At 48.4% G+C, this 12,633-nt stretch carries 12 protein-coding genes; 3 read left to right on the plus strand and 9 right to left on the minus strand.

The annotated features are described in order from the left end of the window. Window positions 1-7 precede the first annotated feature (7 nt). From I2H39_RS09465 to I2H39_RS09490, 6 genes are all read right to left on the minus strand, one after another. Window positions 8-1,027 (minus strand): DctP family TRAP transporter solute-binding subunit, encoded by a 1,020-nt coding sequence (locus tag I2H39_RS09465; RefSeq protein WP_138306618.1) that lies wholly within the window; start codon window positions 1,025-1,027, stop codon window positions 8-10. A 99-nt stretch (window positions 1,028-1,126) separates the two neighbouring features. Further along, window positions 1,127-1,798, minus strand: coding sequence for an aspartate/glutamate racemase family protein (locus I2H39_RS09470; RefSeq protein WP_138306617.1), 672 nt, complete (start codon window positions 1,796-1,798; stop codon window positions 1,127-1,129). 238 nt (window positions 1,799-2,036) lie between these two features. Beyond that, window positions 2,037-3,650, minus strand: a complete 1,614-nt coding sequence (locus tag I2H39_RS09475; protein WP_138306616.1) for a mannitol dehydrogenase family protein — start codon at window positions 3,648-3,650, stop codon at window positions 2,037-2,039. 43 nt (window positions 3,651-3,693) lie between these two features. Next, window positions 3,694-4,977 carry a TRAP transporter large permease subunit gene (locus I2H39_RS09480; RefSeq protein ID WP_138306615.1) on the minus strand — a complete coding sequence of 428 codons (1,284 nt, stop codon included), beginning with the start codon at window positions 4,975-4,977 and terminating at the stop codon, window positions 3,694-3,696. A gap of 2 nt (window positions 4,978-4,979) precedes the next feature. Beyond that, window positions 4,980-5,570 (minus strand): TRAP transporter small permease, encoded by a 591-nt coding sequence (locus I2H39_RS09485; protein WP_195626310.1) that lies wholly within the window; start codon window positions 5,568-5,570, stop codon window positions 4,980-4,982. A 10-nt stretch (window positions 5,571-5,580) separates the two neighbouring features. Then, entirely contained in the window at window positions 5,581-6,603 is a 1,023-nt protein-coding gene (locus I2H39_RS09490; RefSeq protein WP_138306613.1) for a TRAP transporter substrate-binding protein, read from the minus strand. A 313-nt stretch (window positions 6,604-6,916) separates the two neighbouring features. On the opposite strand from I2H39_RS09490, the gene I2H39_RS09495 reads away from it, so the two are divergent. Continuing rightward, a complete protein-coding gene (locus I2H39_RS09495; protein WP_195626311.1) occupies window positions 6,917-7,939 on the plus strand; it encodes an alcohol dehydrogenase catalytic domain-containing protein in 1,023 nt (340 codons plus the stop codon). 142 nt (window positions 7,940-8,081) lie between these two features. After that, window positions 8,082-8,759, plus strand: coding sequence for a GntR family transcriptional regulator (locus tag I2H39_RS09500; RefSeq protein WP_138306611.1), 678 nt, complete (start codon window positions 8,082-8,084; stop codon window positions 8,757-8,759). A gap of 162 nt (window positions 8,760-8,921) precedes the next feature. Here I2H39_RS09500 and I2H39_RS09505 read toward each other — a convergent pair whose 3' ends face one another. Both I2H39_RS09505 and frlD read right to left on the minus strand, forming a co-directional pair. Continuing rightward, the gene (locus I2H39_RS09505; RefSeq protein ID WP_195626312.1) at window positions 8,922-9,638 is read right to left on the minus strand and encodes a GntR family transcriptional regulator; all 717 of its coding nucleotides are present in this window, start codon (window positions 9,636-9,638) and stop codon (window positions 8,922-8,924) included. Window positions 9,639-9,745: 107 nt separating this feature from the next. Further along, a complete protein-coding gene (gene frlD, locus I2H39_RS09510) occupies window positions 9,746-10,531 on the minus strand; it encodes a fructoselysine 6-kinase (RefSeq protein ID WP_195626313.1) in 786 nt (261 codons plus the stop codon). Window positions 10,532-10,739: 208 nt separating this feature from the next. Here frlD and I2H39_RS09515 point away from each other — a divergent pair, with 208 nt between their 5' ends. Beyond that, the gene (locus I2H39_RS09515; protein ID WP_195626314.1) at window positions 10,740-11,567 is read left to right on the plus strand and encodes a sugar phosphate isomerase/epimerase family protein; all 828 of its coding nucleotides are present in this window, start codon (window positions 10,740-10,742) and stop codon (window positions 11,565-11,567) included. 75 nt (window positions 11,568-11,642) lie between these two features. Here I2H39_RS09515 and I2H39_RS09520 read toward each other — a convergent pair whose 3' ends face one another. After that, a complete protein-coding gene (locus tag I2H39_RS09520) occupies window positions 11,643-12,617 on the minus strand; it encodes an SIS domain-containing protein (protein WP_138306607.1) in 975 nt (324 codons plus the stop codon). Window positions 12,618-12,633: the final 16 nt, after the last annotated feature.

Below are 12,633 nucleotides of genomic sequence, written 5' to 3' on the forward strand. Positions count from 1 at the left end.
ACCCCTCCTAATTCTTATAACCGCCGGTAAACAGGTCGATTACATCCTGCCCCACGGACTTGGCATAATCGTCATAGATTCCGGCACAGGCTTTCTGGAACTCAGCCTTCTGCTCCTCTGTCAGCTCTGTGATAACGGTCCCTCCGTCCTTCAGCTTCTGGATGATGACAGCCTCGTTGTCAGCCAGGTAATCATTTCCCCAGTCCAGGGCCTGTGCCGCGCATTCCTTTACCAGGGCCTGGTCCTCAGGAGACAGCCTGTTCATGGTTTTCCGGCTCATAACCCAGATGGTGGTATCCCTTACACCGTCCCACAGGGTAACGTACTGCTGGACCTCTGCAAATTTAGAAGAATCAAACACCGCGATTGGATTTTCCTGTCCGTCAATGGTCTTCTGCTGAAGGGAGGTGTACACCTCTGAGAAATCCATGGCAGTGGGATTGGCCCCAAAGTAATTCCGGTACAGGTCAATGAAAATATTGGCGCCCGGCACACGTATGTTCATGCCCTTTAAATCCTCCGGCTTTGTTATCTCCTTCTTGCTGTTGGATATCTGCCTGGAGCCTGCATTATTAATCCCCAGCATCTCCATCTCCAGGTCGTTGCACCAGCCGTTCACCACCTCATGCACCTTGTCACTGTGGCAGAACGCCAGCAGGTCGTCTGAATTCGGGAACAGGAACGGGAGCCAGAACGAATAAAACTTCTTATCATAGTTGGCAATGTTTGGCGGTGCACAGGAATGGATGTCAATGTTGCCTGCCTGTACCAGCTCAATGGCCTTTGTCAGGTCCCCGCCCGACAGTCCGCAGTTGGAATAAATGTTTACCTCAATCCGTCCGTTGCTCCGCTCCTCCACCAGTTTTTTAAACTCCTGGGCAGTCAGGTCGCTTATGGACCCCGGACTCTGAGTATGGGTAAAATGAAGCACTACCTTCTTATCCCCGGCGGAACCACAGGCCGTCATGGACAATACCATGGCTGCAGCGCATACCGCTGCTGCCGCCTTTCTTAACCTTTTAAACATACTTCCCTCTCCCTTCGTTACAGGCACCCGGCACCTGTGCTCCAGGTGCTTATGCGCGATACATTCCGTATATTACATTCCATATATTATATTCTGTAATTACATTAATCCCTTCCTGACAAGGGCATCCCTTAATGCGGCAGCGCCGAATCTCGGACTGGATAATACTACTTTACCATACTTTTCATGAATATACTCCTCACAGTAGGCCATGGAACCCTGGGCAAAGAGAATGACATCCACCTGGTCCGCAATCTTACCGGCATACTCACTCATAAGGGCCTTAAACTGTTCCTGGTCCAGGCCAAAGGCGCCGTCCACCAGCGCATCCACCAGCTCCACCTGGCGGTTCATCTCTCTGGCAACCCTTAAAATGGTGTTCTTAGTAGGATTCAGGGTGGTGGGAAGGGTTGCCATGACACCGATTTTCTTTCCCTGACGTACCGCCTCGCGGCACATCTCCTCGTCCACACGCACAATGGGTATTCCTGTATAACGGCCTATATCCTGGGCAGCATCCGCCACCTCGCCAACCGAAGAACAAAGATTCAGAATGGCATCCGCACCCTCTGACACAGCCGTCATGTACATCCCCACCAGCCTGGCTGCCGGAGGAGGCGTCACATAACCAGCGTCCCTGACCTCTGCTAAAATGGATGGGTCCTGGTAACTGGCCACCTCCGTATCCTGAGGAAGGACAGCCCCTACCTCCTTCTCTACCAACTCAATCAACTCCGGTGTGGTGCTTGTGTAAACCAATGCTACTTTCATGAATCATCCTCCTATTATCGCTCTATTAGAACCAACGTCCAACATCCTATGTTTTGTGTTTTTAATATACTACATCCTACGTTGGTTGTAAATTGTGAATGTGCACACTGTTGAAAAAAATAATTGTGCACTTTTTACATAACAGGGGATTGGAACTGTGTATGGACAGGGAAAAGGGCAGCTGCGTCACGGAATGCAGCTGCCCTTTTGGTTTTGTGCTTTTCTTCATTTATGCGGATTATGAATCCAGATACTTCCGGAGTACTGCTTTTACTGCTCCCGGTCCTGCAATCTCATCCACAAACATTTCTTCTATCTTTTCACCGATGCCTGCCTCATAGAGATTAACCCCAAATATGTTTGCATTGGACAGGATGGCCTTTAGCTGTCCGTTGTATGTTTCCGGCCTCCCCACCACAATTCCGTCCAGTACCTTGGTCAACTCCGGCACCAAGGGGTCTGGCGAGAGTTCATATGCCCTGCCTTCATCGTCCACAGCCAGCAGATACCTGCACCAACCGGCAATGGCAAGGGGAATGGCAGTAAGCTTCCCGGCATCTCCATATTCAGCCATATATGCTTTAATGGTTTCCCCAAACCGAATCCCTACCTTCTGGGACGTATCGGTGGCAATCCGCTGAGGCGTATCTGGCATAAAAGGATTTGGTATTCTCACATCTATGACCTCGTTCACAAAAGCCTCCGGCGACAATATACCAGGGTCTGTCACAACCGGCATCCCCTCTCCAGGTCCAATCCGGCGCACCAGCCGGTTCAGCAGCGGGTCCTTCATTTCATCCGCAATCAGTGTATATCCCAATACACATCCGTATACTGCCAGGGCTGTATGAAGCGGGTTCAGACATGTTGTAACCTTCATCCGCTCCACTTGATTGACCGTATCCCGGTCCGTCATAAAGACTCCTGCCTTCTCCAGAGCCGGTCTTCCATTGGGGAAACAGTCCTCTATGACAAGGTACTGGGGTCCCTCTGCATTTACAAAGGGGGCTATGTATGTCTTTCCGGAAGTGATGATTGGAGCCATATCCTCTACACCGGCTCTCTCCAGTTCATCCTGCACCGAATCAGCCGGGCGGGGCGTGATTTTATCAATCATGGACCACGGAAAGGATACCTGCTCATGATTGGACAGATATGCAATAAATCCGTCCTCCACATACCCTCTTTCATTCCACGCCTCTGCCACGGCGGCAATGGACGCCTGAAGCCGTTCACCGTTGCGGGAACAATTATCCATGGATACCACTGCCAGAGGCAGCTTTCCGGCCTTATATCTTTCATATAAGAGGCTGCATGCCACGGCCATGGCTGACGCGGCCCTGTCCGGTCCATTATCAATGTCCGCCTGGACAAATGGGAAATAGACGCCGTCCGCCCCCTTTAGGGCATACCCCTTTTCCGTGATGGTAAAGGACATTATCTGGAGTCCTGGATCAGCAAATACAGCCTTTAACCGTTTCCAGTCCTCCGCCTCCCCAGCCCGGGCCTTCAGAGCCTCTGTAAGGGAGCCAATGACCCTCTTATCCGTGGAGCCGTCTGCTTTCAGCGTGACTCCCAGCACCAGATTGTCGTATGGCTTATAAATCCTCTCAATTATGTCAAAGTCAAAGGTCTCTGCGCAGGTGATTCCCTTGCTGCTCAGCCGGTCTGCAATCAATGTGTCTGCAATGCCTCCGATGAAGATGCGAAAGATATTTCCCGCGCCAAAGTGCACCCACACAGGGGCCTTGCGGGTTTCTTCCGCCACCGTCTCCACATCGTAGGAGGGAAGGCTGACGCCGGCCTCCGCCCACACCTTCCTGTCCTTAATTCCTTCCAATGTCAGCTTCATACATATCGTCCTTTCTGTTATTCACCTTTCTTTTACCTTTCTGTTATTTACCCAGGAAAAATGCAGCCGGAACCGTTACCAAAGGCGGGAACAGAATCAGCAGCACCAGTATGACAACCTCTGCCAGCAAAAAAGGCCACACTGCTTTCACAATTCTCTCCATATTAATCTTGCCGGCGCTGCACGCCACATTCAGCACCGTACCAACAGGAGGCGTAAGAAGTCCCATAACCGTATTCAGAATAAACACCACTCCAAAATAGACCACATCAATGCCTGCTGCCTTAACTGCAGGGAGCAGTACCGGGGTCAGTATCATGATGGTAGGCGTCACATCCATGGAGGTTCCCACCAGAAGCACAATTCCCGCAATGACCAGCATGAGAAGGGTTGGATGGGCGATAAACGGAGCCAGTATGCCTGTCACGATGGATGGAATGTTTCCCACGGTCATGAGCCAGGAAGATACCATGGCTGCTGCGGCCAGGAACATAATCACGGACGAAGACTTAGCGGCAGATACCAGACAGTCCATCAGCATGGATATCTTCAGTTCCCTGTACACAAAAAGTCCTATAATCAGGGCATACACTGCGGTGATAACCCCTGCCTCGGTAGGCGTAAATTTACCGCTTCTCAGTCCCACCAGAATAAATACAGGAAGGAGCAGAGCCCAGAATCCGTCTGTCAGCGACTTCACCACCTGTTTCCTGCTCTGTCTGGGAGCAGTGGGCAGTTCATCCTTCCTGGCCACAAAGAACCACAGGATGCACAGGGAGGCTGACAGATAAACTGCCGGCGCTATGCCTGCCATAAAAAGGCTTGTAACCGATACGCTGGCCTGTACGCCGAAGATAATCATGGGAACCGAGGGCGGCATAATGGGTGATAAGATATTTCCGGCCGCAATAAGCCCTGTGCTCTTATCCCTGTTATACCCGGCCCGGACCATCATGGGAATGAGAATCGCCCCCAGTGCAGCCGTGGATGCCACGGCGGACCCTACCATGCTGGCAAAGAGAAGAATAGCCAGTATGGACACATATCCAAGACCGCCCCTTACATGGCCTACCATGGCGTTGGCCGCATTGACAATCCGTTTGGTGATTCCTCCCCTGTTCATGAATTCCCCTGCCAGTATAAAGAAAGGAACTGCCATCATGGAAAATGAATCCGCGCCCGAGAACAGGTTCTGGGACAGAATCTGGGAATTAAAGCCGTTCATGAACAGCATCATGCAGACACCGCTGAACAGTAATGAAAAACAGATGGGCAGCCCGATTGCCATGGACCCAACCAGTGATGCCAGAAATACTATCAAAGTCATGATTATTTACCTCCCTGTTCATTAAGACGCCTGACATATTCTTCGTCAGACAGCTCCTCCGACTGTTCCATTGCTTCACTGGCAATGTCATCATCATCATTGTGCATGGTGACAATATCTGTTATTTCCCATGGGTGCTTCAGGGCATATACGATATTGGTAACAGCCAGGATGGCAATGGAAGTGCCGGTTATGATGCCTCCGAAGTAAAGCACGGAATAGGGAATGCCAAGAGCAGCGGTCCTGGACTGTGTATTCTGAAGGACCATCTTGAATGCCCCATGGACCAGAATGCACATAATAGCGGCAATCAGAACCCTGGATATAAGATACAGCGCCATCTGTACCCCGGGCCTGACTCTGGACAGCAGGGTATCCACTCCCAGATGGGCATTGGAATGCATGGCGCTGATGGCGCCAATATATGTAACATATACAAAAAGGTATCTTGCCAGCTCTTCCGACCATGTAAGACCGGAATTAAAAAAGGTCCTCAATACCACATTCAGGAATACAAACAGCACCATAAGGCCGGTCAGAATCCCCGTAAAGCAGTCAATCACGTGAAACAGCTTATCAATCAATCGGTTCATAGTCCTCTCCTTACTCGATTTCTTCAATCATTTTTCTGATATCCCCAGCCCATTGGTACTTTTCATCCAGATAATCATAAACAGGCTGTATCTTTGCCTTCATGGCCTCCCGGTCCTCATCTGACAGGTCCGTAACCGTAAGGCCGTTGTCTTTCATGAACTGCTTATCGCCGGCCAGCTGGTCTATGTAAAGATTCCACGCATAGTCTGAGGTTTCATCTGCCACCTGACGGAATATCTCCCTGTCGCCCTCATCCATGCTGTCCCAGAACTGGCTGCCGGCAAAGAGCTCCAAGGAAGCCACGATGTGATTGGTATCGTAGATATAATCCTGGACCTCATACCATCCCTCATTCTTAACCGTGGACAGAGGATTGTCCTGGCCGTCCGCAACTCCCTGTTCCAGAGCCGTAAACACTTCGCCCATATCCATAATGACCACATTGGCCCCCAGACTTTCAGCCAGCTTCACATGAATTGGGTTATTCGGCATCCTCAGCTTCTGTCCTTTGAAATCATCCAGCCCCTCCAGCTTCTTATTGGAGGAAAACGCCCTTGCCCCATTGGGAAACCACGACATCAGGGTCACCGGCTGTTCTGCCTCCAGCTCTCCCGCAATATAATCCCCCAGCTGTCCCTGGTAACACCTTCTGGCATGGTCCACATCCCGGAACACAAACGGGAAATCGGGAATAGCCATCACCGGTGTCTCAGACCACATAGGCGTACCCACCACGCACATCTCTATGATTCCGCTTCTGGTATAGTCATAGGTAACCTTCTCGCTTCCCAGTACGCCGGAGTCATATATCTGGATATCATATTTTCCTCCTGTCAGCTCCTCAAGTCTTGGTTTAAATACTTCCCTCATTGCCATGGAAGCCGGTGTCTGGCTGGAAACGCAGACAGCGATTTTCACCAGCTTTCCTTTATTCATACTTCCGTCCTGGCCGCTGCAGCCCGCCAGGGTACCCATTACCGCCATAGAAGTAAGGATACACAATCCCTGCTTCACAATCTTAGCAAGCTTCATAAGTGAAACCCTCCTAAATGTAATTAATCAAAGTTTCCTCAAGTTTCCGCACACGTCATTTCATAATTATACCGGCTATATTTAGTTTGCGGGATACGATATTTCTGGTGTATCGCGTCCTACTTGTATGGTAGTATATAAGTTAAAATCTTGCAATATGTAAATATATCCAATATTTTTGGTGCATTTTTGTATATTTATACCATTATTTTTTCTTAACGCATAAAATACTTGACATTTTTCCGCGCATTAACTAGTATACAAGTATGTAAGTTCTCCGCACACGCCGGGCCAAAAAAGGAGAACATTCAATATGAAAGCAGTACAGATTTTAAACCCAAACACATTACGTGTAATCGACATTGCCAAACCATCCGTAACAGAAGAAAACAATATATTGGTACGCATGACTGCCGCCGGTATCTGCGGTTCGGATGTGGGCATTTACCACGGCACCAATGCAGCTGCAACCTATCCCAGAATCATCGGGCATGAAATGGTGGGCGTGGTAGAAGAAACAGGCTCCTCTGCCGTTTCCCTTCATCCGGGCGACCGGGTTATTGTGAATCAGGTTACAAGCTGCGGTCACTGTTATCCCTGCCGCATAGGCAGAGGAAATGTCTGCGACAGTCTGGCTGTAAGGGGAGTCCATATAGATGGAGGATACAGGGAATATATTGCAGTTCCGGAACAGGACTGCTATCTGCTGCCTGATTCCATCTCAGATACGGATGCCGTGATGATAGAGCCTGCCACCATTGCCATCCAGTCCTGCACCAGGGCGGAACTTAAAAAGGATGACCTGCTCCTCATTTACGGATGCGGCGCATTGGGAAGCTCCATTTTAAAAATTGCACGTCTGCTCTGCGGCTATATTATAGTGGCAGACGTTGTGGATGAAAAATTAGAAGGGGCAAAATCCGCAGGAGCCGCCCACACCATCAATGTATTAAAAGAAAATCTGGAGGAAAAGGTAAAGGAATACACCCATGGGCACGGTGCCACGGTGTCCATAGACGCTGTCTGCGGAAGCGATTCCCTGATTCGTCTGCTGAAGGCTACCGGCAACGCAGGACGGGTCATCACCATGGGATTTTCCACCTCTCCCACTGAAATCAACCAATTTCTCATCACTTCAAAGGAGCTGGATGTAAGGGGTTCCCGCCTTCAGAACAGGATGTTCGGCAGAGCCATTGACTTAATCAGGGAAGGGAAGCTTAATCTGACAGGAAGTGTATCCCACACCTTTCCCCTTACAAGGGCTCAGGAAGCATTTGATTTCGTGGACTCCCACGACCCGTCCATACGCAAAGTAGTCCTGACCTTTGATTTTTAGCTGCATCCAGGAAGGATGAACTGTAATTAAATGGATGATCTTCTGGTAAATAATGATAGCCTATCCGTGCTTTCGGTAGTATACTAGTACATAACATAGAGTATGCTGGTATGTTAAAGGATTTAAAAGCAAGGAGGAACACATGAAAGTACTGGAAAGGCTGTCTGCTGAGAATGCCCGGACCTACGCCCTGAGGGTCCTTCAATATAATATTATCAATCTGGAGCTGGCTCCTGGAAGCGCGGTAAGCGAAAATGAGCTTTCCGCCGTCCTGCAGCTCTCCCGCACCCCTGTGCGTGAAGCCCTCATTGAGCTGAGCAAGGTGGGGCTGGTGGAGATACAGCCCCAGAAAGGCAGCTATATCGCCAAGATTGACTATGAACTGATTGAAGAATCCCGGTTCATGCGCCTGGTGCTGGAAAATGCAGTGTTAAAGCTGGCCTGCGAAGGCATTTCCCAGGAATACATGGACAAACTGAAAGAGAATCTAAAAAAGGAAGGGGAGACCCTGAAGGAAGGCAAGCCGGAACGGCTCTTTGAACTGGATAATGAGTTCCACAAGCTCCTCTTCCATTCCGTGGACAAAGCCCGCACTTATGAAATCATACATTCCCAGATGGTGCATTTTGACCGTCTCCGGACTCTTTCGTTAAAGACCGTCAAGCCTGATAAGACCGTGGAGGACCACGAAAACATTCTATATGCCATTGAGCGGCGCGATGCAGAACTGGCTGAGATGCTGATGACCCGCCACCTTACACGCCACAGGGTGGAGAAGTCGGAACTGGTAAAGGTTTATCCTGAATATTTTGTGCAATAATAAAAACCTCCCCTGAGAGCGCAGATGAAACTTATCCCGCTTCTCCGGGGAGATTTTTTATTCTTAATTTTGTCCTGTTATATCGCTGCAGGCAGTCTGTCAGGATATCAAAAAAGAGCCGCCCAAAAAATGCAGCCGCCCTTTTGGTTTTGAGGACTGATATTACCAGTTGATTTCTACCTTATAGCGCACCGGATTCACTACCTGTTTACAAATATGGATTGGCTCACCCTCAGCATTGTGTGCAGTATCCCTCTGAAGAAGCAATGCCTGGTGTGGCTCCAGATTCAGAAGCTTCTGCTCTTCCTCCGTGGCATAGCACACATCAATTACTTTGGTTCCGCCTACGGGATATATTCCATGCTCACCCAGTATTTCATAGATAGAACCTGTCAAATCTTCTGCAATCAGAAAAGAGTACTTTGATGGAAATTTATTCTCCTCTACTATCACAGGCATACCGTCACAATACCTGACCCTTTTAATGCGTATGACCCTGCTTCCTTCCGGAATGTCCAGTTTCCTGCATTCACTGATTGTGGCCTCGATTGAATTGGCAATTAAAAGCACGGAGGATGCTTTTTTGCCCATGGCTTCACAGAACTGCGTAAAACCCATGAAAGAATTGATGGACCGGCTCAGCTTCCTGACCCCTACAAAAGTCCCTATTCCCTGCTGCTTTACCAGATAATCCTCATCTACAAGTATGGATATGGCTTTGCGCACCGTTATTCGGCTGACCTCATATTCCTCACTCAACTCGGTTTCTGTCATAATACGGTCATTTTCCTTTAATATACCACTGTCTATCTGGGACTTAATTTCATCTACCAACTGCTGGTACAGAGGAACGCTTGAATTTTTGTTTAACTTGCTCATACGAATTCTCCCTATTGTCTGCCACAGGCGCATCACTTTATGATGTTACTAATGGAAGTATAACATCTTAAAACATAAAAATCAATGAAGGCAGGGGGATTTTTCTATCAATAAGGATTGAACTTTTGTACAATCTGCGCGGACAATATAGCCCCCTCCCCAAGACAATCCTCTATTTTCTTTCCTGTCATAAGGCCCCAGGTAAAGCCGGCTATGAACGAATCCCCTGCCCCCACTGTATTGACCACAGGCACTACATTGATTCCATGCTCATAAAACCGGGTTCCATCGTAACACATGCTGCCTTCTTCCCCAAAGGTTGCAACTACGTAATCAGGTCCGTACGATTTGGCCTTTATCAGGAAATCCCTGATTTCCGGCGTCTTCTTCTCACAGGAAAAAAATGCACAATGTACATATGGCAATATTTTTTCCATGTTTGCCTCATCTCTATTGACAGAGAAATCAAAGATGACCTTACATCCCGCTTCTTTAAACTCCGGGAGAAGATGGAGAACCTTTCCGGTTAAATCTGTATGAACATAATCAAACGTCTTTGTATATTCAATATCTTTGCGGGTTGGAACATAGTTTTCCATCACGCCGGGTATGTTCTCCAGATGTACCCTGTCCACACCATCTTTCAAAGCCATTCTGTAAACGGAGGTCTTTCCCTCCTTCATCTGCAGGTGTGACGTATCCATGCCGTATTCCCGGCATAAATCAAACATCTCCTTTCCATATTCATCGGTTCCCACTACCGATACCACTGCAGTAGATACCCCGCGCCTTGCCAGATGGACAATACAGTCAACCCCATTTCCTGTAGCATACCTTCTACCGATATTCTCGTACACGTCAATACAGCAAAAACCAATTGCCGCCATGTTCATAACCAAATCCTCCTGCCCATTATTATAACGTTATATAACATATTGCCTGATTACAGTATAACATTGTCATGATATCATGTCAACTGTTTCCCCTATATTCTAGTGATAATCTAATAAATAAATTGATAATATTATGACGTTATGATACAATATAATCACAGTCATACATTTCAAGTCTGGCTACAACAAGATACAAGGAGGACTATCTATGAACAGGAGCAGTATTGTGTGCGGTAACTATTCCTACGGTCTATACAGCCTGGACTATTTTTTAGAATCCATGAACCGGCTGGAGCAGACCAACATCGAATTCTGGGGCGCCGGCCCACACCTTTATCAGGATGAATGTTCTGTCTCTGATGTTGAGAAAATCGTCAAAAAGATACGTAAACATGATTTACAGGTCATCTGCTACACCCCGGAGCAATGTATGTATCCTGTGAACATCGCTTCCCGGGATAAGACTATTCATGCGTGGAGCCTCCGCTATTTGAAACGCTCTCTGGAAATTGCCAGTCAGATGGAGTCCCCCAGGACCCTTGTTACAATCGGCCAGGGCTACCGGAATGAGTCCCGGGACGAGGCGTGGAAACGCTGCCGTGAATCCCTTTTAGAGTTAGCTGAATATGCGGGAAAGATGGGTACTGTAATTATGCTGGAGCACCTTACCAGAACAACGACCAATCTATGTGTAACAGCCGCACAGCTCAAAAGCATGATGGATGAGGTTGAAGGCCCTTACCTGAAGGCAATGGTGGATGTGGACATGGCTGCCCGTGTGGGGGAAGGCCCCAGGGAATATCTGGAGGCCATGGGTAATACAATACAGCATGTACACTTTGTCGATGGGATGCCGGGAGGTCATCTGGCACTGGGTGACGGAATTCTGCCCCTGGAACAGTATATGAACGATTTAAACAGCTTCGGCTATGACCAGTACCTGACGCTTGAAATATTAAGCGACCGGTACCATGAGAATCCCGAACCGGCCTATGCCCAGAGTATTGGCTGGTTTACTGCCAGAGGGTTCATCTGATACACATTCTTCCTGGAAAAAGGGAAGCATCCGCGGCCAGCCGCAGAACGCTTCCCTTTTTTCTTTATTAATCTGTTAATATTCTACTTTCCACATATACCTTCTGGTATTATAATCCTTCTTAGAAGCAAAGGACAGGGCTCTCATATATACATTATTAAGAACCGGTGAAAATATAAGATGGTTAAAATATTCGCATACTGAATCTTTTATCCGGTTAATTCCCAATTCCTTCGCATCCAGAATGTAAACCTGGTCACCGCCATATTTTTTCAGGAAGGTAATTGCCCTCTCGTCTGCCGGCCTGGTCCTCCCCTCCGCCACAAGTAAGAATACGGAGACAGACTTATCCAGGACCTCAAACGGTCCATGAAAAAACTCACAGCAGTTTACGGTAGGAGAATCAATTTGGAGCATTTCCATAATATTGCAGATGGAAAATATATAGGCTGAGCCCATGGCCGGTCCGCTGCCCATTACATAGATGGTTTTCTGGTCCTTGTTTTTCCAGGCCCATTTCTGAGCCAGGGGCGCTGCATAGTCCACTGCCTTTCTGTAAACATCATCTAAAATCGAAAAGGCAGCCATGGCATCCTCATAACCGGCATAACCTTCCGTTTCTTCCAGCAGGGTCATGGCCAGCTTAAGGCCTATGCTGGAATTAACCTGGTCCTGGCTGCTTTCATCCAGAGCAATGCTCTGGTATTGAAGCTTAAAATCACAAACCTCCGTGAGAAGTGAATCCTGCACGTACAGTCCCACCGTAACAGCCCCCAGTTCTTTCGCAATCCGGGCAGCCTCACAAGTCTCAGGAGTTCCCCTCATGGAACAGATAACAGCCAGTGTATTGGGACCGCAGTATTTAGGCGGGGCAAACACAAATTCATTGCTGGTATACATCTGGGAACGAATACCCGCCGACTCATGGTCCATGAAATACTGTGCCGGATAAAAACCTCCATAAGAGCCTCCGGCGGCAATCCAGGCCACACTCCTGATTCCTCCCTGCTGTTCCCGCATTTTAATAACTTTTTTTACTAATTCCTTCATTTTCACTTTCCCTTTC

Source organism: Clostridium sp. 1001283B150225_161107_B6, from assembly GCF_015556325.1.
GTDB lineage: Bacteria > Bacillota > Clostridia > Lachnospirales > Lachnospiraceae > Enterocloster.

Excerpts from the sequence above, each read along its gene's own strand:
- I2H39_RS09490 (WP_138306613.1), bottom strand. The coding sequence starts at position 6,603 with ATGAAGCTTGCTAAGATTGTGAAGCAGGGATTGTGTATCCTTACTTCT.
- frlD (WP_195626313.1), bottom strand. The coding sequence starts at position 10,531 with ATGAACATGGCGGCAATTGGTTTTTGCTGTATTGACGTGTACGAGAAT.
- I2H39_RS09505 (WP_195626312.1), bottom strand. The coding sequence starts at position 9,638 with ATGAGCAAGTTAAACAAAAATTCAAGCGTTCCTCTGTACCAGCAGTTG.
- I2H39_RS09495 (WP_195626311.1), top strand. The coding sequence starts at position 6,917 with ATGAAAGCAGTACAGATTTTAAACCCAAACACATTACGTGTAATCGAC.
- I2H39_RS09515 (WP_195626314.1), top strand. The coding sequence starts at position 10,740 with ATGAACAGGAGCAGTATTGTGTGCGGTAACTATTCCTACGGTCTATAC.
- I2H39_RS09475 (WP_138306616.1), bottom strand. The coding sequence starts at position 3,650 with ATGAAGCTGACATTGGAAGGAATTAAGGACAGGAAGGTGTGGGCGGAG.
- I2H39_RS09520 (WP_138306607.1), bottom strand. The coding sequence starts at position 12,617 with ATGAAGGAATTAGTAAAAAAAGTTATTAAAATGCGGGAACAGCAGGGA.
- I2H39_RS09465 (WP_138306618.1), bottom strand. The coding sequence starts at position 1,027 with ATGTTTAAAAGGTTAAGAAAGGCGGCAGCAGCGGTATGCGCTGCAGCC.
- I2H39_RS09485 (WP_195626310.1), bottom strand. The coding sequence starts at position 5,570 with ATGAACCGATTGATTGATAAGCTGTTTCACGTGATTGACTGCTTTACG.
- I2H39_RS09500 (WP_138306611.1), top strand. The coding sequence starts at position 8,082 with ATGAAAGTACTGGAAAGGCTGTCTGCTGAGAATGCCCGGACCTACGCC.
- I2H39_RS09470 (WP_138306617.1), bottom strand. The coding sequence starts at position 1,798 with ATGAAAGTAGCATTGGTTTACACAAGCACCACACCGGAGTTGATTGAG.
- I2H39_RS09480 (WP_138306615.1), bottom strand. The coding sequence starts at position 4,977 with ATGACTTTGATAGTATTTCTGGCATCACTGGTTGGGTCCATGGCAATC.